This window comes from Clostridium sp. 1001271st1 H5 (assembly GCF_005845215.1).
In the GTDB taxonomy this organism is placed as follows: Bacteria; Bacillota; Clostridia; order Lachnospirales; family Lachnospiraceae; genus Enterocloster.
Genome location: NZ_SPHO01000006.1, coordinates 36889 through 58352 on the forward strand (window position 1 = coordinate 36889; position 21464 = coordinate 58352).

The following is a 21464-nucleotide window of genomic DNA, read 5'->3' on the forward strand; positions in this document are numbered from 1 at the left end:
CGTTATTAATTTGAAGGCTCATAGCCTAATAAATAAAAGAAAAGAGGAAAAGTATATGAAAAAAATCATTATTACAACTGCGTTAGCAATTAGCATGATGACCGCTTGTGGAGGGAAAGCGGAGCATACTACTGCTGAACCAGTAGCATCTGCGCAAACGGCCTCAGAAAATCCAAGTGAAACTTCCAAGGGCGTTGCTACGAGTGAGACCATCGCCACCAAAAGCGAGGATGACCCAGACGCTATAAAGGCGCAATTAGAAATAACGCCTCAAAAAACGCTTGACGGTGAGGTTTGCCTATTTATAACTAATAATAGCAATACTACAATTGATGAATTGAGTGTCCAGATTAACTACAAAAACGGTTCAGGAAACACGATAGATACAGCCGATGATGGGCACGACATGGTTTTACCAGGTAGCACGGTTGTTTCAAAGTTAAGTGCCCCCCCAGAGTATGACGACTTTGAGATAAACAGTGATATTAAATTAAATTGCTATCCATCATACCAGAACCATGCTGATAAAGTGTCTGTTTCCTCAAACCAAGGTGAAGACGGTATAATCATTGAAATAACAAATAATGACAGTGTCTCCATTGATGAAATCGAATATATCGTGGTCTACTATAAGGGTAATGACATTGCTCATGTAGATTATCCGCAGGATATTGCTAATGTTGAGGCTGGTAAAACGGTTACCGAAAAAGCATCTCCTTATGATGTTGATTATGATAGCTATGAGGTATATCTAAATCAAGCCCACACATTTTAGTTTCACAGCTTGTTAAACCGCATACGCAAAAAGCCACCCCTGTTGGCGCAGGAATGACTTTTAACATAACTCTCTTGCCGGACTGCTCCAGCAGATATATTTAGCTTGAACACCTAAATTATATCATTCCTGAAGCGTCCTGGCAAGGGGCGTATTTTTTATATCCATTTTTCATATGGTTATAACAAAGGAGATGATATAATGACCACACCAACCACCCTGGAAATCGGCGCCGCCTACGTCCGCGTCAGCACAGATGACCAGACGGAGCTGTCCCCGGACGCCCAGATTCGCGTCATCATGGATGCGGCCAAAGCAGATGGCTTTATAATCCCGAAAGAATACATATTCATCGAAAAGAAGGGGATATCTGGCCGGAAGGCAGATAACCGGCCTGAGTTCCAGCGCATGATTGCCTTTGCGAAATCGCAACGGCCTGCACCATTCAAGCGGTTATATCTTTGGAAGTTCTCTCGGTTCGCCAGAAACCAGGAGGAAAGTACCTTTTACAAGGGCATCCTTCGAAAAAAATGTGGCGTGGAAATCAAGAGCGTGTCTGAGCCAATCATGGAAGGCATGTTCGGCCGGCTGATTGAGACCATCATTGAATGGTTTGATGAATACTATTCCATCAACCTCTCTGGTGAAGTAATCCGCGGCATGACTGAAAAGGCTCTCCGCGAAGGATATCAGTCCACTCCCTGCCTTGGCTACCGAGCTGTAGGAGAAGGCAAGCCTTTCATTGTTGATGAAAAATCCTACGCCATCGTGGAATATATCTTCCAAACATACCATAGTGGCAAGGATATGACCGCCACGGCCAGGGCTACTAACTCAAAGGGATATCGAACCCGCCGCGGCAATCGGTTCGACCGCCGTGGAATTAACCGTATTCTTACTAATCGTTTCTATATTGGGGAAGTAGTATGGAACGGATACACATTTCAAGGGACACATGAGATTCGAACATCCATTACGTCCATCTTTGACGATGTCCAGAAGCGGCTCGAAAAAGAGTACCGCCCTCAGAAACGCCGTGAAGTTTCCAGCAACGCCCATTGGCTGTCCGGCATGTTGAAATGCAGCGTGTGCGGCAGCAGCCTTGGTTATAACCGCTCCAACGACCAGAAGAAACGTCCTGACTTCTTCCAGTGCTGGAAATATGCCAAGGGATTCCATGAAGGTTCCTGCTGTCTGTCAGTCCGACTGGCGGAGAAGGCTGTGATTGAATCACTGGAGGAAGTTCTGGCAACAAATGAATTGGAATATGAATACATCCGGAAAACCAATGATACCGTCAATGCAGAAGAAGTTGCCATCCAGGAGGCCCTGGCGCACCTGGAAGTCAAGGAACGGCGCATCAGGGAGGCTTATGAGAATGAGATAGACACGCTGGAGGAATATAAGCAGAATAAGCTCCGCCTTAAATCAGAGCGGGAGGAACTCATGGCTGATGCAGAACGGCTGCATCGTCAGGCCGAACAGGCTCCTGACGTAGTCCCCAGCAAAGAGGATGTCATGCGTCAGGTTGCTCATGTACACGAAATCATTTCAGACTCAAATATAGATTATGAAACAAAAGGAAATGCCCTCCGTAAAATTGTCAAGGACATTGTTTTTGACCGCAAAAAGGGGCATTTATATATTCACTTTTATATATCATAGGTTATTACAATCCGGCCCGCCGTACTGGCTCATTATAAACTGGGCCATCTGGGCATTGGGCTCTTTGATATTAACCGGAAACTCCAATCTCTTCTCATAAATCCACATTAATAGCACCCTCCTTCCCATGGCCACGGGTCGTTAATCCAGGACCAGTATGAAGCATCATTATTGGCGGAAGCAGTCAAAGGTCCGAACTGGGCCTCAAAGGCCGCCGCTGCATTTCTGTATGCGTCTGCCATCTGATTATAATAATCAATGGCAGCTGCATCACAGGGATGGGTGTCAAGGTAAAGGTTAGCGTCAACCACTGCGAAACCGGCCTGGTCTACCTCCCGGAGCATGGCAGCACGGGAAACATTAAAGTCAGGATTCATCATCTGATTCGTCATCTGCCGCACCTCCCGTAATTAAATTGAAGGTCCAGGTCAGGGAAAATAGTCCCCTGGACAAGACCCCGCTCAGGGGCATAGGTGGTCTGCCACTGCTGCCATGGCACATAAGCCATGGCTACCGGAAACTGCTGTTCCAACACACCGCCCTCAGTTGAGGGACATGACATATTGGCGGTCTGGGCTGCTGGGGCTGCTGGGGTAGGATAAGAAAGCTCAGGATTGCTCCCCCATGAGTCCCATGGAAATGCGTTCATATCCCGATAATCCGGACTTGTATAGGAACCGCATTCATTTCCAAATGATGTGCCGCATGACATACGGCTGCGGCCGCAGCACTGAGTGCTTACATCTGTATAAGAATCCATAGGTTGGATACTCCTTCCATATATCTTTTTCTACTATAGTTTATGAGAATAAAAACAGCAGGTGACAATAAAATACATTGAGACAATCACTCACACTTCATCTGGGCGTCCCATATGATATAGTACAAACCAACAAAAAAGGAGAGTGCAATATATGTGTTGCTTTAGATTTTGTAGATGTGGATGGAATCGTTGTAATTGTGGATGTGGATGCGGCTGCGGCAGTAACAGCGGTTGCGGTTGTGGATGCGGAAATAACAGCGGTTGCGGCGGAAACAGCGGCAGCGGCAGTGGCTGCGGCTGCGGCTGCGGTTGTGGCTGCGGCTGCGGCTGTGGAAATAACAGCGGCGGCCATGACATCTGTGCAGGCGCCAGGCGTCAGGCATTCAGGGAAGGCTTCCGCAATGGATATTGGGAAGGCTTCAACGATGCCACCTGGGGCAATAATCCGGGATGCGGCGGCCCCACACCGCGTACAGCCGGAGGGCCCGGACCAGCCGTAGCAGAAGGCGGCTGTGGCTGCGGCAACTAAAATAAATGGTAATAAGTGATACCATACGAAACAGGACCTCCCAACGAGGCCCTGTTTTTTCGTATATCCTGTTGTTGCACACTTCCTCTTTTACCTCTCTCCTCCTTTCTCATCACACATAATGCCTTACATAGCCGACAATCATTGACAACCTTCCTTTTTCTGGTATATAGTTGGTTTATATTCATTTTTAACCCATACATTCAACCACAGGAGGTATTCCATATGGATGCACAGAAACTGGAACAAATACAGAAGGTCTTTTCCAATGACCGTTTTGCCACGGAAAACGGTGCTGTTATCGAACAGGTGGATGAGGGATATGCAAAATGTTCGTTGGAAATACAACCGCACCATCTCAATGCAGCGGGCACGGTCATGGGGGGCGCTATTTTTACTCTGGCTGATTTTGCCTTTGCAGTGGCTTCCAATTGGAACAAACCCCTTCACGTCTCAACCACGTCTCAAATCACCTACCTGGGTGTTGCCAGAGGCGCACGGCTCATAGCCGAGGCGCATAAAGTAAAGGAAGGACGCAGCACCTGTTACTATCTGGTAGATGTAAAGGACGACCTGGGCAATGAGGTGGCCCACGTAACATCCAGCGGCTTCTCCAAAGGATAGTCATTGCATCCGGAGGTAAAATATGGCCAAGAAGGACACTTCCAGCTAAGGGCATCCTTTTGGAGCACATAAAAGCAAAAAACAGGGACGCCGTACCATCATCCTCACAGATGATAGTACGGCGCCTCTATTTTACCTGCCGCACATATTTCTGCCGCACATCTTTCTGCCGCATATATTTCTGCCGCACATCTTTTTGCCGCATATCTTCCTGCCGCACAATCCCTGCCCTGCAGAACTGCCGTCACATCCTACCAGCACATCTCCTCATTGCTGTACAGCACCAATCCCCCATCTGTCACTGCCTTGGCGGCTGTCTCTCCGTCAGATGCCTTCACAATCATGGCCCTGCGGTTTGCAGAAGCCAGGGCATACATATACTCTATGTTCAGCCCCTGGCTGCAGAGAATGTGGGTCATCTTGTGGAGTTCGCCCACCTGGTCCTCCAGTTTTACTGCCAGCACATCGGTCAGCATAGCTGAAAATCCCTTTTCCCTCAGCGCTGCCTTTGCCTTATCCGGGTCAGACACAATCATTCTCAGCATACCGTACTCCGTGGTATCCGCCATACTGAGGGACAGTATGTTGATTCCCTCCTCCCTCAGTACCTCTGTGACCTGCTCCAGCCTGCCTTCACGGTTTTCTATGAATACAGATAATTGTTTTACAAACATTCTTTCACCCCGCCCTTTCCTAAATCAGATTCCTCTTGTCAATCACATGCTTTGTCTTGCCCATGCTGCGTTCAATGCTCTTTGGCTCCACCAGTTTTACCTTTACCGCCAGACCTATGGCCTGCTGAATCATATAGGCAATCTTCCCGGTCAGATTCTCCAGCTCCCGGATTTCATCTGAGAAGAAGCGTTCCTCCACTTCCACCTGGACCTCTAAGGTGTCCAGATTGTTTACACGGTCCACAATCAGAAGATAATGAGGCGTGGTGCCGCCCATTTCCAGAAGGGCTGACTCTATCTGGGACGGGAATACATTGACGCCGCGGATAATCAGCATGTCATCGGTCCTTCCCGTGAATCTGGCAATCCTGGCCGTGGTCCTTCCGCACTTGCAGACACTGTGGTCAAGACTGGTCAAATCCTTTGTGCGGTAACGGATTAAGGGCAGTCCTTCCTTGGTCAGGGTGGAAATTACCAGCTCTCCGGTCATGCCGTCCCGCAGCGGCTTCAATGTATTCTGGTCCACAATCTCCGGAAGGAAATGGTCCTCATGAATGTGAAGCCCCTCATGGAACTGACAGTCCGTGGCAACGCCCGGTCCCATAATTTCGCTGAGGCCGTAGATATCATGGGCATGGATTCCCAGCTGCCGTTCAATCTGGGTCCTCATCTTCTCGGTCCATGGCTCTGCTCCGTTGATGGATGCCTTCAGCTTAATCTTATCCTTTACTCCCATCTCCTCGATGGTTTCTGCAATATGAAGAAGGTAGGACGGCGTACACATGATTCCTGTGACCCCGAAATCCACCATCATGGTCACCAGCTTCTTGGTGTTGCCTGTGGACATGGGGACCACGGTGGCGCCCATCTCCTCAGCTCCGTAGTGGGCACCCAGCCCACCGGTGAACAGTCCGTATCCGTAAGCCACCTGGATGATATCATTGCTTCCCAGTCCGGCCATGGTGATGCACCTGGCCACGCACTCGCTCCACACATCAATGTCCTTGCGGGTATATCCCACCACCGTGGACTTACCCGTGGTGCCGCTGGATGCGTGGATACGGGTAATCTGGGAATTGGGCACTGCAAACATGCCGAAGGGATATGTGTCCCTCAAATCATCCTTTGTGGTGAACGGAAGCCGTTCCAGGTCCTCGATTCCCCGGATATCTCCGGGCTCCAATCCCACTGCCTGCATTTTCTTGCGGTAATATTCCACACTGTGGTACACCCTGTCAACTAATTTTCTCAGCCTTGCGCTCTGCAGGTTGGTCATCTCATCCCTGCTCATGCACTCCTTCGTCTCATTCCATATCATTTGCCTGTAACCCCTCCAACTCTCACTTGATATAATTTCATATCCCTTTTCCGCTTACAGTCCGTTTCCGGATTTTCTTCCGGCTTCAGCCCATCTATACTGAAAGTGCATAACCGGTTTCAAATGCCTTTTTATTAATCTCCACTGTCTTGGGCGGAACCGTTGTCTCAATCACCTTCAGCCAGTCTTCCTTTTCAAATCCCATATGCTTTGCAGCTGCTCCCAGGACAATGACGTTGAATGCCTTGGGGGCGCCCATCTTTTTCGCTTCCTCCGTGGCCTCCACCACAATGGTCCTGCGCGCCTCCTTTAACCGGTCAATGATTCCTTCCGGATATTCAGCCACCCCTGTCACCACCGTGATGGGGTCAATACGCCAGTCATTGACAATAACCACTCCGTCCTTTTTGAGGAAATGGAGATACCGCAGCGCCTCCAGGCGCTCAAAGGCAATCAGCACATCTGCCTGGCCTTCCTCCACAATGGGTTCCGCCACATCCTCGCCATAGCGCACAAAGGTAACCACGCTGCCGCCGCGCTGGGCCATGCCGTGCACTTCGGACAGCTTCACATCATAACCTGCTCCGATTGCAAGCTTTCCAAGTATGCGGCTGGTAAGAAGGGTTCCCTGGCCGCCTACGCCTACTATCATAATATTCTTTGATGTCATTTTATTCACCCGCCTTTACCAGATTGATTGCGTCAAATTTACACAGCTGTTTGCACAGTCCGCACCCATTGCACATGGTCTCGTCAATGGATATGGTGCCGTCCTCATTCTTTGTAAGGGCAGGACAGCCCGGCCTTAAACATGCTCCGCATTTTTTACATTTATCCGGCAGAGGCCTGCACTTATTGGGGAACTTGATTCCCTTAAGCAGGGCGCAGGGCGCCTTGGTGATGATAACGGATACCGCATCCCTGGCCACCTCTTCTTTGATTACCCGCTCTAATTCCGCCTGGTCAAAAGCGTCTACCTCACATACATGTTCAATTCCCAGCGACCTGCACAGCCCGTAGATATTGATGGCAGGAACCACCTGACCCTTAAGGGTCTTGCCTGTGGCAGCATGGTCCTGGTGGCCTGTCATTCCTGTGGTGGAATTATCCAGAATAATGACCGTGCCCGTGGCCTGGTTGTAAACCATGTTCATAAGGGAGTTGATACCTGTGTGCATAAAGGTGGAATCACCGATTACAGCCACCCAGTTCTTTATATATTCTTTTCCCTTTGCCTTTTCCATACCGTGAAGGGTGCTGATGCTGGCTCCCATACAGATGGTGGTGTCAATGACGCTTAAAGGCGCCACGGCTCCCAGTGTATAGCATCCGATGTCTCCGGCAGCATGTATCTTCAGCTTGTTAAGCACCGTGTATACGCTTCTGTGAGGACATCCCGGACAGAGTATGGGAGGTCTTGCAGGCACCTGGGCCGCCTTATCCACCTGGGATGCCTGGCCCAGCACACGCTCCCGAATCAGGTTTGCGCTGTATTCACCCTGGACCGTGAATATTTCCTTTCCCACTGCCTTGGTGATGCCCCAGGATTTAACCTGCTCCTCCACAACGGGCTCCAGCTCCTCAAATATGTAAAGCTTATCCACCTTGGCCGCAAATTCCTCAATCAGCTTCCTGGGCAGTGGATTCAGAAGTCCCAGCTTCAGGACAGATGCCTGGGGCATGGCTTCCTTTACATACTGGTATGCAATACCGTCCGTGATGAAGCCCACGGACAAATCATTGTATTCCACCCGGTTGATTGGAAGGCTGTCCGCGTCCTCCGCCAGCTGCTTCATGCGGGCTTCCACCACCACATGGCGTTTGATGGCATTTCCAGGCATCATAACATACTTGGCCATATCCCTTTCATAAGGGATGTCAAAGGGCTCCGCCCTTTCCTCCAGCTCCACCAGACCCTGGGAATGGGACAGACGGGTGGTGCTCCGCAGAATGACCGGAGTGTCATATTTCTCACTGAGGTCATATGCGTATTTCATGAATTCCTTGGCCTCGGCGCTGTCCGATGGCTCCACGATGGGGACCATGGCAGCCCTGGCAACCATGCGGCTGTCCTGCTCGTTCTGCGAACTGTACATGCCCGGGTCATCGGCCACCACCAGTACCAGTCCTCCCCTTACACCAGTGTATGCAGCCGTATAGAGGGGGTCCGCAGCCACATTCATTCCCACGTGCTTCATGACACACATGGAACGCACGCCCGCTATGGACGCGCCGATAGCCACCTCTGTGGCCACCTTCTCATTGGGAGCCCACTCTGCATAAATCTCATCGTACTGGACCAGTGACTCGCTGACCTCCGTACTGGGAGTGCCCGGGTAGGCGGCGGATACCTTTACCCCTGCCTCATAGGCACCTCTTGCTATGGCTTCATTGCCAAGTAATATTCTTTTCTCTGACACGTTTCTTCCTTCCTTTCAGTATGTATTAAATGCACCGGACATCTTAAGGACTGTCCTGCTGCCTCATCAGACTTCTTTGCGCAGGTCCGTGACCCTCTTTGCCTTTCCCTCAAACCGCTGGAGCGTGTTGGGGGATACCAGCTGAATCTTGGCATCCAGGCCAAGCATCAGGCGCATCTTATCCTTCAATGTGTCTTCCAGCCGTTCCAGTGCAGCATAGGAGTCCATCATGCTCTCTGCTTCCACCTCAACCTTGATAATCAATATGTCGGAATGGTTCTTCCTGTCCACCACAATTTCGTAGTTAGGTCCGATTCCCTCTGTATTAATCAGCACTTCCTCAATCTGGCTTGGGAATACGTTGACACCACGAATCTTTAACATATCGTCCGTACGTCCTGACAGATTTTCCATCCTGGCAGTGGTACGGCCGCAGGAACACGGTTCATACATAAGCCTTGTAATATCCCTGGTGCGGTAGCGGATAAGAGGCAGCGCTTCCTTGGATATACAGGTGATAACCAGCTCCCCCTTTTCTCCGGGAGGAAGGACTTCGCCTGTGGCGGAATCGATTACCTCCGCAATAAAATGGTCCTCATTGATATGCATTCCGTTCAGTTCCAGACATTCTCCTGACACGCCGGGGCCCATCAGTTCGCTCATGCCGTAATTCTGGGTCAGGTTTACATCCTCTCCCCATACCTTGTAGAGCTCGTTCCTCATGGCCTCTGTCATCAGCTCGCTGCCCAGTACAAGCGTCTTCACCTTCAGGTCTGTTTTTGGATTAATTCCCATCTCCAGAGCCACCTCAGCAATACGCATGGCATAGGACGGGGTGGCCACCAGCAGGGTGGTCTCAAAATCCTTCATGTACATCAGCTGCTTCTGGGTATTGCCGGTGGAGGAAGGAACCACGGCAGCGCCCACCTTTTCCAGGCCATTGTGAAGTCCCAGGGCGCCTGTGAACATGCCGTACCCAAAACAAATCTGGGCAACATCCTCGTCCGATGCGCCTCCTGCCACTGCCAGACGGGCCACGCATTCCTTCCATACCTCCAGGTCATTCTCCGTATATCCCACCACAGTAGGCTTTCCCGTGGTACCGCTGGATGCATGGATTCTCCGCAGTTCCTTCTTCGGAACCGCAAACAGGCCATAGGGATAATTATCCCTCATATCCTGTTTTGTTACAAAAGGAAGCTTCTGCAAATCCTTCAGTGTCTGTATGTGCTCCGGCCTTACACCTGCCTCCTCCATCTTGGCGCGGTATGCCGGTACCCTCTCATAAACCCGGTTCACCGTGTCTTTTAGGCGGCTCAGCTGTATTGCCTCAATCTCCGCCCTGGACATTGTCTCTTCTTTTGCCCAAATCATGTTGTCTGACCTCCCTTTCCCTGCACCCGTGTATCCTGTCCGGTTTCCTGTACTATCCCGCTTTGACGTGACAACGCATTGGCGCATTATAATGTCTGGCGACATTATACCATCTTTTCCCGGGTTTGTCTGCTGTTTTCGTGCAAATTCCATATGAGTTTTCTGTCCCCAGTTTTAACGCCGGAATCATCTGCACAAAACCAAAGAGCGACCATATATACATATTATCACAGTTTCATGACTTAGGCCATATGGGGAAAGGGACATATTGCCAATGTCCCTTTATGAAAACAGGGAATCATGCCCCGCCCCACGGCGTTCTGCATGATTCCCTGCAATCGCACAGCCTTTACTGTGCCGGACAGCTCTGTCCTGCTACACCAGGACTCCCTCCTGGCTGCGCAGCTTTACCACTGCGGACAGGTCCGTCTTTTTATGTTCCTTTCCGCCCTGTTCCTGACACTTCCTGGAACGTTCCTCAGCGGTCTCGCACTTCTGGTAGAAATACTTAATAATGTCCTTTCTGGTAATGATACCAATGAAACTCTTCTGGTCATCCAGAACCGGCACAAAATTCTGGTTCAGCGCCTTCCCAATCAGGTCCTCCATATCTGCGTCTGCCTTAACCGGACGGTTGTCACACCGGCGGCGTATGGCTGTGACAGGTATCTTCTCAGCCCCTTTCAGGTCCAGATTGAACTGGTTCTTGATTCCCCATAACAGATCACCTTCCGTCAGCGTCCCCACATAGCGCCCTGTCCTGCTGACAATCGGTACCGCGGAATACTTGTGGTGCTCCATTTTCTCCAAAGCCTGCCTTAACGTATCATCCTCACTTATATACGCCACGTCACTTTTAGGAGTCAGGAAAAACAGTATGTTCATTTTTTCACTCCTTCTTCCCGTATTCTCTATTAAGTATAATGCCTGCCTCTGAACCGAATGTGAACAAATTATTATAAAAATCTGAAATTTCTTAAGATGCGGGAAATACAGATACATCTATACATGCATTACAGCTGTTGGAGCTGCCGTACTCTGCCTGACCACTAAGTATGGCTGAAACATAATATTTTTCTTTGTATCCTGCTTCTGTTTCTGGCGGATAATCCGAATCATCTGCTGGACCGCCTCTGTTCCCATTTCCTCCACCGGCTGATGGACTGATGTAAGAGGTACGCTTAATATCTCAGAAAAAAAGATATCATCATATCCAATCAATGATATGTCCTCCGGAACAGAAATTCCCTGCTGTTTTAAATAGTGAAATACGCCGTATGCCGACATATCATTATAAGCGAAGATTGCTGTTACATCTTTTTTGAGCAGATACTCTGCCCCCCGCACGCCGCTGTTCAGGTCATAATCCCCATAAAAGATAAGGGAGGGGTTAAATTCCACTCCTTTCTCCATCAGCGCTCTTATATATCCCTGCGTTCTTCGGTTGGAATCAGCCAGGTCCTTCGGTCCGCCCACACAGCCGATTCTGGTGTGCCCCAGCTCCAGCAGATGCCTGGTTGCCAGATATCCGCCCTCGTCATGGTCCACAATCACGGAACAGCCTTTGACTTCAGGATAAAAACGGTCCACAAGTACAAACGGTATGTTGAGGGAATCCATCAGCGCTACCATCTCCTCTACTTTCTCACTGTCATTCTCCCTTGCCATACAAATCAATACTCCGTCCACGCCTTTGTCAGCCAGCATCTGCAGATATTTCATCTCCCGCTCATGAAGGTCGTTGGTATTGCACAGAATAAGATTCCATCCGTTTCTGCGGCATTCATCTTCTATGGATTTAGCCATATTTGCGAAAAAGCTGTTTCGGATGTCAGATAAAATCAGTCCCAGGGTTTTTGTCTGCTTCTTTACCAATCCTACAGCTAATTGATTTGGCCGGTAATTGAGTTCCTTCGCAGCCTGGAGAATTGCCTCCTCTGTAGCCTTTGGGATTTTATGTGCCTTACCATTCAGCACCAAAGATATGGTGGTAATTGAAAATCCTGTGTGTTTCGCTATATCCTTAATTGTAGTTCGCAAATCCTGCCCCCTGTTAAAACTATGCTCAAAGTCTTACATTTCATTATATCATAAGTTTATCATTTAGCAATGTGCCTGCAAAACTTTTCCATGACCTGAATTGCTTCAAAATATTTGGATATCTCAACGTATTCATTAGGTTTATGACACATCTGAGGTTCTCCCGGTCCAAAGAGCAGTACCGGGCAGTCCGGCCAGGCTGTCAGGAAAATGGATGCATCCGTAAAATAATTAATGCCAACCTCCCTGACCTCATCGCCGATGAGGCCTTTCAGCTTGTGAAGCCACTGGTTTTCCGAATCAGTTTCTACCGGCATTCTATAATTTGATATCTCAGGTACAAAAACCAGTTCCCCCTTATATTCTTCACAACGCTTTTCTATAAGATATTCCAGACGGTTTAGGACCTTTTTTTCATCCAAGGGCGGTACAATCCTGATATCAGCCAGAAACTGCGCCCTGTCCGGAGTCATATTGGGGGCAATTCCTCCCTCTGCCATGGTAATCTGGAGTGTACTGCGTCCCAGCACAGGATGTTCCTCTCCCTGCAGCTCCTCTCTCAAATCACCAAGCAGGTCAAAGCCCTGCTCCAGTGCATTGATTCCCTGCCAAGGCTCTGCTCCATGGCTTGTCTTTCCTGAAACAGTAAGTTTTAACCAGATACACCCCTTCTGGGCGACACCTGCCTGGCATGAAGTAGGCTCTCCAATCATAACCAGTTCCGGAAATAAATCAGGATATTTCTTTATTACTTCCCTTGCCCCCAGGCCTCCCCGCTCTTCATCGCAGGTTCCCACAAAAACAATTGTTTTTTCAGGAACGTATCCGCTCTGCGCAAGCTCTCCCAGAACAAAGGTCATTACAGCCAGCCCACTTTTCATATCGCTGGCTCCTCTTGCATAAAAACGTCCATCCTGTTCCTCGCATACCGCCGGATTGGTATTCCACTCTTGTATATCACCGTACGGAACCGTATCAAGATGACCGTTAAAAAGTATGGTTTCTTCTGTTTTTCCTTTGAGCACACCAATCAGATTGCCGTGATGCTCATCTATCAGCTGTACTGTGGTTTCCATACCCTTTCCTCTTAAATATTCTGCCAGATAATCAGCTACCCTCTGTTCTCTGTCCTTTCCATTAACACTGGGAATATCCAGTATATGTTTTAAAAGCTCCAGAGCCGCTGTCTTTTTCCGTTCCTCTGTTTTCTTCTCTGCTTCCATCTGCAATCCTCCTGTAAAAAAGGGACTGCTGCCCATGGAATCCCTTGATTTCAGGCAGCAGTCCCCATCCTTATTCTTACTTTGTCAGCCAGTCCATGATTCCCTGCCACATCCTGTTATAATATTCCCACTCACAGAATTCCGGCGGAGCCCAGTGAGGAGCACAGTCCGTGGTTACCACAGCGCTCTTTCCTTTCCCATATACTCCAAAGGCAATAAACGGGTCGTCATCCACTACGGCAGCCACAACTGCTTCCGGCTTTGCAATGGTCTTATTGTAACCCAATACCTGGGGGAACTCCCTAGGAATCCCGTTCAGGGCTTCATGTTCAGCAACCATCACCGGCGCAGTTCCCTCGCAGTGCTCCATACGGTCATCAACCGTAAGCACCTCTACCGGCAGGACTTCCTGCACTGCAGTATCATGCCATTTTCCCTTTGCATCCACACCTGAAAAGGTGAGGTATCCTCCCACCATCATGAGGGCTCCTCCATCCAAAACATAATCGCGAATCAGGCTGCATCTGTTTGGTTTCTTCTCGCTTCTCATAAATGTTGCTGTTGGAAGAAGAAGCGTGTTGGCACCGATATCAGAAAGAATAACCGCATCATATGCCTTTAATTCATCCATCGTAAACGGAAACTCCTCTCCTGCCAGATGGTTCGGCAGAAAAGTAACCTCATATCCGCCTTCTTCCAGCGCTGCCTTCAGCCACTTTTCTCCTGTCTCATATACAGAAGTATAAAAACTGTCAAATCCTTTCACGTGTGTGGTATAGCTCATCCAGGACTCGCCTGCTAACAATACTTTCTTACTCATCTCTATTCTCCTTATTATTCTTTCTATTCTTTTGCCTTACACCATTCCAGTATGAGCTGAGCATACACAAGAATGGCCTCCAAATAAGAATCCGTCTCCACATACTCATTGACAGAATGGCACTCTTCCAGACGTCCCGGTCCGAACTGCATAGTTGGACAGCCCGCAATATTCTTCCATAATCGTGAATCACAGCCAGCCGGAGAGCCTACCTGGCGCACCTGTCTTCCAAGCGCCTTCTCATATCCATCCATAAAGCAGGCCACAAAGCTGTCGCCGGGCTCCTGTTCGAAAGCCCCTCCAGCCTGATACATAGTTATCACCGGCCTATGCTGGCGAAGCCATACATCACTGTCAGCCACCCGGTTCACTGCATCTGTGAATTCTTCTACGATTTGGTTATAGCTCATCTGCCCGGGCAGATAATGGATGCATGTCTCAAAATAGCAATGTCCTGGTACGGTAGAACCAGCGCTTCCTCCATGAATCGTACCTATATTCAGATTAGGAGCAGGGAGCAGAGGATGTTTATAGGTAAGAAGCCAATTGTGTTCCAATTCCTCCAGCTCCCTGATGACCTTCAGGGCCTTATCAATGGCGCTGACTCCCTTCCACTTTGCACCGGAATGATTTGCTTTTCCTTCAAATTCCACCTTAAAAAAGACAAATCCCATATGAGCCAGAATCAGTTCATCAGAAGAAGGTTCGCAGACAACCACTCCATCCGCCTTTTCTCCTGACATGATTGCCGCCATGGAGCCGTTGCCCCCGCCCTCCTCATCGCAGACGGAAGTGATATGTATGTCTCCGGGCAGTTTTATCCCGGCATCCTTAAGCAGCTGTACTGCCATAACGGACGCCATAAGGCCGCCCTTCATATCAGCTGCACCCAGGCCGTAAATCTTACCGTCTTTCATGGTTGGCGTATGCGGCGGTGTATTCCATTCATTTTCATTACCGGCAGGCATGGTATCTATATGGCCATTGAACATCAGGCTCCTGCCGTTTTGGTCCCCTTTGAAAACAGCATACACATTATAGCGTCCGTCGTAATTATGACCGGGATTTCCTTCCTGATATCTGTCCAGGCATTCTTTGATGGCTTCCTCGGTCATGGGGTCCCGGCGGATGTTGTCTGCTCCCATATCCTCGAATAATTTCACCATATACTCCTGCCCCTGTTTCTCCAGTCCCCCTGATATTCCGTGGCCTAAGTCATGGGTATCAATCGCTATCAGGTCCATCAAATGCTGTATATATGCTTGTTTATTCTGCTCCAGAACTTCTTTTAGATGCCTCATGATTTCAACTCCTTTTTTCAGCCAGACATGGCTGCTGCAATTCATAACCAGCAGACCGTATCAACCATAATTGCGGATTCCCTGTTCAATAATATCCCAGAACTTATCCACATCCACTTCCACTGCCACATTGCTGTTCGGCTCCCTCTTGAAATATCCGAAGAAGTCACAATTTGTACGGCCATAGCTCTGGACACTGCGAATATCTATTTCTGTAAACATAGCCTTTGTTGTAAGTACGGTTGGGTCTATCAGGTATGCGATTGTCAGAGGGTCATGAAGAGGCCCTCCCTCCCATCCAAATACAGCTTTCTGGCTTTTACTGAAAAATCGCATCAAATCTGCAAACAGCCTTGCAGACTTTGTTCCGATTTTTTCCATCCGTTCAATGACAGAAGGATAACACAGTACTTTTCTGGTAACATCCAGTCCAACCATGGTTATGGGTCTTCCACAGGTAAATACCACATGAGCCGCATCACCATCTGCCAAAATATTGAACTCCGCTGCAGGCGTCACATTTCCCAGCTGATAGCAGCCTCCCATAAGCACAATCTCACGAATCTTGGGAAGGATTCTTGGTTCCAGTCTTACCGCCATGGCTATATTAGTCAAAGGACCTGTGGGTACAAGGGTAATATCACCGTCCGAGGCCATTAACGTATCTATGATATACAACACTGCATGTTTATCTTCCACCTTACGGTGAAGAGGCTCAAATACCGGTCCGTCAAGTCCGGTCTCCCCATGTATATCATCTGCAATAACCTGCTTATCCCGTATCATAGGCTGTCCGCAGCCTGCATACACAGGAATATCCAATCCCAGATATTGGCATACATTCAATGCATTGGCAGTAGTCTTCTCCAAGGTCTGGTTGCCGGCGACCACCGTGATGCCCAATAAATCAATTTGCGGACTTTTGGCCGCAAGCATGATGGCCACCGCATCGTCGTGTCCAGGGTCACAGTCTAAAATAATCTTACGCTTATCCATATATCAACCTCCTGTTATTCAATCGTAACCAGCGAACTCTTTTTCTTCTCCTGGGCTTTTTTCTTAGAAATCATGGAAACTGCCAGCACAGCTATGGTTACTACATAGGGCATCAGCAGTACAAACTGGGACGGAACACCATAAGCCTGTATGCGGGCCCCCAATGAATCTGTAAATCCGAATATCAGACAGCCCACCGCGGTGAGTGCAGGATGAGCACCTCCAAAGTACATGGCAGCCACGCCCATAAATCCTCTGGAATTGGTCATGCCTTCTGTAAAAAGCTGGCTGTATCCCAGGGACAGATGGGCTCCTGCCAGCCCTCCAATCAATCCGGATATGGCAATTGCCTGGTATTTCATGGCATTTACATTGATTCCCGCTGTTTCTGCAGCCATTGGAAACTGCCCCACTGCCCGCAGCCGCAGTCCCCATACTGTCTTATAAAAAAGGAACATCATAAGAAATACCAGTACAATCACAAACCACTCCGTCACGCTCCAGTTATTAAACAAGCTATCCAGAACAGGCACACCATCCAAAAACGGCATATGTACCTTAGGTATGCCTTTAATCTGAGGACTGGTAAAGGAGCCGCTTACTCCCAGCACACTATTGAGCATAAATTTAGTAAAAGCAACGGCAAACAGGTTAATACCCATTCCAATTGCGCAAATCTCAGCCTTGTACTTAATGTGTCCCACAGCCATTATCATGGCAATGAGAAGACCGGCTACCATTGAGATAAGGATTCCCAGAACCCAGCTTCCGGTCAGATAACTAACGGTTACAGCTGTAAATGCACCTGTAAGCATAATACCCTCAGTACCAATATTAAGAATATCTGCCTGCTGGGTAATGGCTGCACAGAGAGCAGCATATATGATGGGCGTAGCTGAACGGAACGTCGCATATATTAATGAAATATCAAAAATTTTATCAAATTGCATATGTCCTCCTCCTACTGCGCATCTGCTTTTGCCTTGCGTTTCTTGTTAAACTGAAACAGCAATTCCATGGTAGCCACGATGATAAAAATTGCAGTAATAGTATCTACAATGGATTTTGGAACGCCGGTATTCTGCTGCATACCCAAAGCGCCGGAACGCAGCACCGCCAGGAAAAATGCGATAAACGGGGTAGTAACCACATTGTTTTTAACAATCAGGGAAGCCAGCATTCCGTTTGTCCCCAGGTTGGTCGCAAAATTATTCAGGAAGTATCCATATGTACCCAGTACCTCAATACAGCCTGCCAGCCCGCCAATTGCACCGCTGAGCATCATGGTACGAATAAACACCTTCTTGGGATTAATGCCAACATACTCGGCATTGGCCGGATTGGTTCCCACCGTTCTTATCTTATAACCCAGGGTCGTTTTGTTCAGCATCCAGATAACCGCTATCACCGCTATAATCGCTATGAACAGCCCTGCGTTGGCATTACTTGGTTTCAAAAGCTTAGGAAGCGTCACATTTACCGGTATGGACTGCGGGTTGGCAACACCTGCACTAATTGGTCCGCTTACCAGATAAGAAGTAATGTACAATGCCACACTGTTCATTAAAATGGTAGTACACACCTCGCTGACACCATAATATGCTTTTAAAAATCCCGGTATCCAGGCCCACGCTGCGCCGGCTGCAACGGCAGCTGCGAAGCATGCCACCAGCAGAAGGGGCTTAGGAAGCCATGTACAGTAAATTCCTACATAGGCGGCCGCCATACCGCCCAGGAATACCTCGCCCTCTACGCCAACATTGAAGGCACCAGCTTTAGCTGCCACTGCAAATGAGATGGATGTCAAAAGCAGCGGGGTAAAGTTTGCCAGAGTGGTTCCTATCTTTAGCTTCCCGACAAAAGCCCCCTTAAACAAAGCAGCATATGCCTCCAGCGGATTTTCATGAATCAGCAGTATAAAAACAGCTCCTATGCCCAGTGCCAGAAGTGCCAGCAGTAAAATCCTCCTCAGGCTTTTCATCACTGATTCTACTTTTGGGTTCATTGTCTGCCTCCTTCCTGCTCCTGAATATTGTGGCCTTCCATATCGTGACCGCCCATCATCAGAAGACCCAGTTTCTCCTCGTCTGCTTCTTCCGCCATCATACGCCCTGTAATCCGTCCTTCATACATGACCACAATCCGGTCAGACAGGGACATGATTTCCTCCAGGTCCGCAGATACCAAAAGAACTCCCAGACCCTTTTTCTTAACATCCTGCAAAATAGTACGGATTGATTCTATAGCGCCTATATCAACACCTCTTGTAGGCTGGGATGCCACCAGAAGTTTTCCGCCAATGGAAACCTCTCTGGCCACCACTACCTTCTGGGCATTTCCGCCTGAAAGAGAGGATGTGGGGATTTCCGTATCCCTGGGACGTATATCGAACTTTTCCGCCATCTCTTTTGCAAACGGATAGGAAGCAGCATCATTTACCAGAATTCCTTTGGCAAAGGGGGCTTTATCCTCCTGAACAGCCACCAGATTTTCCCGAATCGTCATGGTACGGTTCAATCCTCTGGTATTACGGTCCTCAGGAATATGGGCAAGTCCGGCTTCTCTGGATTTTTTCGGGGAGAAATTCGTAATTTCCGTCCCTCCCAGAATAACGCTTCCCTTCTCCACTCTCCTCAATCCGGTTATAGCTTCTATAAACTCGCTCTGTCCATTACCGTCAATCCCGGCAATTCCCACGATTTCTCCAGCTCTGACCTCCATGGAAACCCCGCGTATCTTGGATATTTCTTTTTCACCAGATGTCCACAAATCCTTGACTTCCAGAACCACATCCCCGATATCGGCCTTTTCTTTTTTTATGTCCAGGAAAACTTCCCTTCCTATCATCATCCTGGCCAAATCCGAAGGCGATGTATCCTGTTTATCTACCGTACCAATAAAACATCCCTGACGCATTACCGTAATACGGTCAGATATCTCCATAACCTCATTGAGTTTGTGTGAGATGAAAACGATGGACTTGCCGTCCTTCCTCAGATTCTCCAGAATCTCAAAAAGTCTGCGGGTTTCCTGAGGAGTCAGCACAGCTGTTGGTTCGTCCAGTATGATTACATCTGCTCCTCTGGTTAATATCTTAATGATTTCCACTCTCTGGGCTTCTCCCACGGAAATCTGATTTATTTTCTTGCTCATTTGTATATCCATGCCGTACTGGTCTATATAGTTCTGCACCGTATTTTTCGCTTTTTCGAAATCTATGGTACATCCCTTTCTGGGCTCAAATCCCAGAATAATGTTCTCCAGCACAGTAAGTTCATTAACCAGCATAAATTCCTGGTGTACCATGCCAATTCCCTTTTCTATGGCAATCTTGGGGGTGATGTGGTTCATATTTTCACCTTTAATTTTTATCTCTCCCCCATCAAAATCATATAGTCCGTATAGCAGTTTCATCATGGTGGATTTTCCTGTTCCATTTTCACCAATCAGAGAATGTATTTCACCCTTTTTCAGGTTGAACTGTCCATCCTTTACCGCCTGTACGGAACCAAATGATTTCCTGATGCTATTCATTTCCACTACATATCCGTTCATTCCGGTCACCTTTTTCCCTGAATCTTTGCCTGTAAAGGTTTCATAAAACCCGGGGCGGGAGGACCTATTCACGCCCTGCCGCCCCTGAAGTATTCCTGCATCTTTTACTGCCTTACTGAGCGTCTTTGCCGAATCCTTCGTAGTTATTTACCACAATCTCACCAGAAATGATTTTATCTTTCAGTTCCTGCACCTTGTCCTGGATATCTGCCGGGAACTTATCGCCTAAATGCTCTTTAATAACTGCAAAATCAGTTAAGTCCACACCATCATTGGAAATTTCCAAATAACTGGTTGTATCCCCTTTAAAAGTACCATCCACAACGGACTGAATCACACTATAGCAGGCTGTATCAACCCGCTTAACCATGGATGTTACCACATGTCCCGGCTGGTCGTTATCCTGATTCAAATCAACGCCAATTGCATACTTTCCTGCTTCTTTGGCAGCTTCCAGAATACCTGTGCCTGTACCGGAAGCAACATTCATAACAATGTCAGCGCCCTGCTCATACTGAGCCAGTGTAAGCTCCTTGCCCTTAAGAGGGTCTATCCATGTTCCGGCATAAGACTGAAGAATCGTAATATCAGGATTAATATATTTTGCACCCTGTTCAAATCCAACATAGAAATCGTGAAGCACCGGAATATCCTGGCCTCCCACCCAGCCTATGATGGCATCGTCATTTACTCCCTCAATCTCGGAATGGGTCGTAAACATAGCTGCCACTGCACCTGCTAAAAATGACCCCTGATTCTGGGCAAAACTGATGGAAACCACATTTGGTCCTTTTACAGTTGTATCAATGATAGCAAATTTAACATCCGGATAGCTGTCTTTATATTTCTCAAGGTATTCCTGGAAATTAGAGTTGGAACAGATAACCAAATCATAACCTCCCTCACAGCATGCCAGAAGGTTAGCTTCCCACTCGTCTGCAGTTGTGCCCTCCAGGTTCTTTACCTCTACTCCAAAATCCTTGGCTGCCTGCTGTGCACCGGCATTACAGGAATCATTATAGGATTTATCGCCCAGATTACCGGAATAGACAACCGCTACCTTTACCGGGCTTTCACCCTGGGCATCCGCAGCCTCACCGGCGCCTTCCCCTGCAGTCTGCTCATTACCTGCATTGCTCTCTGCCTTTGCTCCTGTACTGCTGGAGCCGCACCCTGCCAGACTTAATCCCAATACCGCTGCCATTGTCATTGCCAAAAAACGTTTCTTCATAAAAACTACTCCTTCCTTCACCTAAAATATAGTTGTTTTCTTTTACCAGGAAAAAGCTTTTAGTAAAGCGTTTTTCCAAATTTATTTCGTGATTTAATCTTATTACTATTTTTTATATTTGTCAATAGATAAATATTGCACTATATTAATGTCATA

At 48.2% G+C, this 21464-nt stretch carries 21 protein-coding genes and 1 pseudogene; 4 read left to right on the forward strand and 18 right to left on the reverse strand.

Annotation, left to right across the window (positions count from 1 at the left end; all coding sequences use genetic code 11):
* Positions 1-55 precede the first annotated feature (55 nt).
* Positions 56-775: a hypothetical protein gene (locus tag FGS84_RS10490; protein WP_021893130.1), complete on the forward strand. Its 720-nt coding sequence runs from the start codon at positions 56-58 to the stop codon at positions 773-775.
* A 201-nt stretch (positions 776-976) separates the two neighbouring features.
* Positions 977-2440: a recombinase family protein gene (locus FGS84_RS10495; protein WP_021893129.1), complete on the forward strand. Its 1464-nt coding sequence runs from the start codon at positions 977-979 to the stop codon at positions 2438-2440.
* Positions 2441-2449: 9 nt separating this feature from the next.
* On the opposite strand, the pseudogene FGS84_RS10500 reads toward FGS84_RS10495, so the two are convergent.
* From FGS84_RS10500 to FGS84_RS10510, 3 genes and pseudogenes are all read right to left on the reverse strand, one after another.
* Positions 2450-2548 (reverse strand): annotated as a pseudogene (locus FGS84_RS10500) (manganese catalase family protein); the annotation flags it as partial.
* On the reverse strand, positions 2548-2832 hold the full coding sequence (locus tag FGS84_RS10505) for a spore coat protein CotJB (RefSeq protein ID WP_138308110.1): 285 nt from the start codon (positions 2830-2832) through the stop codon (positions 2548-2550). The pseudogene FGS84_RS10500 and the gene FGS84_RS10505, both read right to left, overlap by 1 nt.
* The gene (locus FGS84_RS10510) at positions 2829-3200 is read right to left on the reverse strand and encodes a spore coat associated protein CotJA (RefSeq protein WP_138308113.1); all 372 of its coding nucleotides are present in this window, start codon (positions 3198-3200) and stop codon (positions 2829-2831) included. Before FGS84_RS10510 ends, FGS84_RS10505 begins: the two co-directional genes overlap by 4 nt.
* Positions 3201-3379: 179 nt before the next feature.
* Between FGS84_RS10510 and FGS84_RS30835 the strand changes: the two genes are divergently transcribed.
* On the forward strand, positions 3380-3703 hold the full coding sequence (locus FGS84_RS30835; RefSeq protein WP_171042607.1) for a hypothetical protein: 324 nt from the start codon (positions 3380-3382) through the stop codon (positions 3701-3703).
* A gap of 254 nt (positions 3704-3957) precedes the next feature.
* Positions 3958-4356: a PaaI family thioesterase gene (locus FGS84_RS10520; RefSeq protein WP_138308115.1), complete on the forward strand. Its 399-nt coding sequence runs from the start codon at positions 3958-3960 to the stop codon at positions 4354-4356.
* Positions 4357-4607: 251 nt separating this feature from the next.
* Here the strand turns inward: FGS84_RS10520 and FGS84_RS10525 are convergent, their stop codons facing one another.
* From FGS84_RS10525 to FGS84_RS10595, 15 genes are all read right to left on the reverse strand, one after another.
* Positions 4608-5030 (reverse strand): ACT domain-containing protein, encoded by a 423-nt coding sequence (locus tag FGS84_RS10525; RefSeq protein ID WP_138308117.1) that lies wholly within the window; start codon positions 5028-5030, stop codon positions 4608-4610.
* Positions 5031-5049: 19 nt separating this feature from the next.
* Positions 5050-6348: a phenylacetate--CoA ligase gene (locus FGS84_RS10530; protein WP_138308120.1), complete on the reverse strand. Its 1299-nt coding sequence runs from the start codon at positions 6346-6348 to the stop codon at positions 5050-5052.
* Between the two features lie 94 nt (positions 6349-6442).
* On the reverse strand, positions 6443-7018 hold the full coding sequence (locus FGS84_RS10535; RefSeq protein ID WP_138308122.1) for an indolepyruvate oxidoreductase subunit beta: 576 nt from the start codon (positions 7016-7018) through the stop codon (positions 6443-6445).
* A 1-nt stretch (position 7019) separates the two neighbouring features.
* Positions 7020-8768: an indolepyruvate ferredoxin oxidoreductase subunit alpha gene (gene iorA / locus FGS84_RS10540; RefSeq protein WP_138308124.1), complete on the reverse strand. Its 1749-nt coding sequence runs from the start codon at positions 8766-8768 to the stop codon at positions 7020-7022.
* A gap of 66 nt (positions 8769-8834) precedes the next feature.
* Positions 8835-10142 carry a phenylacetate--CoA ligase gene (locus FGS84_RS10545; RefSeq protein WP_138308126.1) on the reverse strand — a complete coding sequence of 436 codons (1308 nt, stop codon included), beginning with the start codon at positions 10140-10142 and terminating at the stop codon, positions 8835-8837.
* 375 nt (positions 10143-10517) lie between these two features.
* Positions 10518-11027 carry a CBS domain-containing protein gene (locus FGS84_RS10550; protein ID WP_138308128.1) on the reverse strand — a complete coding sequence of 170 codons (510 nt, stop codon included), beginning with the start codon at positions 11025-11027 and terminating at the stop codon, positions 10518-10520.
* Between the two features lie 117 nt (positions 11028-11144).
* Positions 11145-12182: a LacI family DNA-binding transcriptional regulator gene (locus FGS84_RS10555; protein ID WP_138308131.1), complete on the reverse strand. Its 1038-nt coding sequence runs from the start codon at positions 12180-12182 to the stop codon at positions 11145-11147.
* Between the two features lie 59 nt (positions 12183-12241).
* Positions 12242-13405 carry a M20 family metallopeptidase gene (locus FGS84_RS10560; RefSeq protein ID WP_138308133.1) on the reverse strand — a complete coding sequence of 388 codons (1164 nt, stop codon included), beginning with the start codon at positions 13403-13405 and terminating at the stop codon, positions 12242-12244.
* A 76-nt stretch (positions 13406-13481) separates the two neighbouring features.
* The gene (locus FGS84_RS10565; RefSeq protein ID WP_138308135.1) at positions 13482-14225 is read right to left on the reverse strand and encodes a glutamine amidotransferase; all 744 of its coding nucleotides are present in this window, start codon (positions 14223-14225) and stop codon (positions 13482-13484) included.
* 23 nt (positions 14226-14248) lie between these two features.
* Positions 14249-15526 carry an ArgE/DapE family deacylase gene (locus FGS84_RS10570; protein WP_207739897.1) on the reverse strand — a complete coding sequence of 426 codons (1278 nt, stop codon included), beginning with the start codon at positions 15524-15526 and terminating at the stop codon, positions 14249-14251.
* Between the two features lie 60 nt (positions 15527-15586).
* Positions 15587-16522: a ribosylpyrimidine nucleosidase gene (rihB, locus tag FGS84_RS10575; protein WP_138308137.1), complete on the reverse strand. Its 936-nt coding sequence runs from the start codon at positions 16520-16522 to the stop codon at positions 15587-15589.
* A 14-nt stretch (positions 16523-16536) separates the two neighbouring features.
* Positions 16537-17472, reverse strand: coding sequence for an ABC transporter permease (locus tag FGS84_RS10580; RefSeq protein ID WP_138308140.1), 936 nt, complete (start codon positions 17470-17472; stop codon positions 16537-16539).
* An 11-nt stretch (positions 17473-17483) separates the two neighbouring features.
* Positions 17484-18527, reverse strand: coding sequence for an ABC transporter permease (locus FGS84_RS10585; protein ID WP_138308142.1), 1044 nt, complete (start codon positions 18525-18527; stop codon positions 17484-17486).
* Positions 18524-20077, reverse strand: coding sequence for an ABC transporter ATP-binding protein (locus FGS84_RS10590; protein WP_207739898.1), 1554 nt, complete (start codon positions 20075-20077; stop codon positions 18524-18526). The genes FGS84_RS10585 and FGS84_RS10590 overlap by 4 nt, the downstream gene beginning before the upstream one ends.
* A 112-nt stretch (positions 20078-20189) precedes the next feature.
* Entirely contained in the window at positions 20190-21308 is a 1119-nt protein-coding gene (locus FGS84_RS10595; protein ID WP_138308147.1) for a BMP family ABC transporter substrate-binding protein, read from the reverse strand.
* Positions 21309-21464: the final 156 nt, after the last annotated feature.

Excerpts from the sequence above, each read along its gene's own strand:
- FGS84_RS10490 (WP_021893130.1), top strand. The coding sequence starts at position 56 with ATGAAAAAAATCATTATTACAACTGCGTTAGCAATTAGCATGATGACC.
- FGS84_RS10495 (WP_021893129.1), top strand. The coding sequence starts at position 977 with ATGACCACACCAACCACCCTGGAAATCGGCGCCGCCTACGTCCGCGTC.
- FGS84_RS10505 (WP_138308110.1), bottom strand. The coding sequence starts at position 2,832 with ATGACGAATCAGATGATGAATCCTGACTTTAATGTTTCCCGTGCTGCC.
- FGS84_RS10510 (WP_138308113.1), bottom strand. The coding sequence starts at position 3,200 with ATGGATTCTTATACAGATGTAAGCACTCAGTGCTGCGGCCGCAGCCGT.
- FGS84_RS10520 (WP_138308115.1), top strand. The coding sequence starts at position 3,958 with ATGGATGCACAGAAACTGGAACAAATACAGAAGGTCTTTTCCAATGAC.
- FGS84_RS10525 (WP_138308117.1), bottom strand. The coding sequence starts at position 5,030 with ATGTTTGTAAAACAATTATCTGTATTCATAGAAAACCGTGAAGGCAGG.
- FGS84_RS10530 (WP_138308120.1), bottom strand. The coding sequence starts at position 6,348 with ATGATATGGAATGAGACGAAGGAGTGCATGAGCAGGGATGAGATGACC.
- FGS84_RS10535 (WP_138308122.1), bottom strand. The coding sequence starts at position 7,018 with ATGACATCAAAGAATATTATGATAGTAGGCGTAGGCGGCCAGGGAACC.
- FGS84_RS10545 (WP_138308126.1), bottom strand. The coding sequence starts at position 10,142 with ATGATTTGGGCAAAAGAAGAGACAATGTCCAGGGCGGAGATTGAGGCA.
- FGS84_RS10550 (WP_138308128.1), bottom strand. The coding sequence starts at position 11,027 with ATGAACATACTGTTTTTCCTGACTCCTAAAAGTGACGTGGCGTATATA.
- FGS84_RS10560 (WP_138308133.1), bottom strand. The coding sequence starts at position 13,405 with ATGGAAGCAGAGAAGAAAACAGAGGAACGGAAAAAGACAGCGGCTCTG.
- FGS84_RS10565 (WP_138308135.1), bottom strand. The coding sequence starts at position 14,225 with ATGAGTAAGAAAGTATTGTTAGCAGGCGAGTCCTGGATGAGCTATACC.
- FGS84_RS10570 (WP_207739897.1), bottom strand. The coding sequence starts at position 15,526 with ATGAGGCATCTAAAAGAAGTTCTGGAGCAGAATAAACAAGCATATATA.
- rihB (WP_138308137.1), bottom strand. The coding sequence starts at position 16,522 with ATGGATAAGCGTAAGATTATTTTAGACTGTGACCCTGGACACGACGAT.
- FGS84_RS10580 (WP_138308140.1), bottom strand. The coding sequence starts at position 17,472 with ATGCAATTTGATAAAATTTTTGATATTTCATTAATATATGCGACGTTC.
- FGS84_RS10585 (WP_138308142.1), bottom strand. The coding sequence starts at position 18,527 with ATGAACCCAAAAGTAGAATCAGTGATGAAAAGCCTGAGGAGGATTTTA.
- FGS84_RS10590 (WP_207739898.1), bottom strand. The coding sequence starts at position 20,077 with ATGAACGGATATGTAGTGGAAATGAATAGCATCAGGAAATCATTTGGT.
- FGS84_RS10595 (WP_138308147.1), bottom strand. The coding sequence starts at position 21,308 with ATGAAGAAACGTTTTTTGGCAATGACAATGGCAGCGGTATTGGGATTA.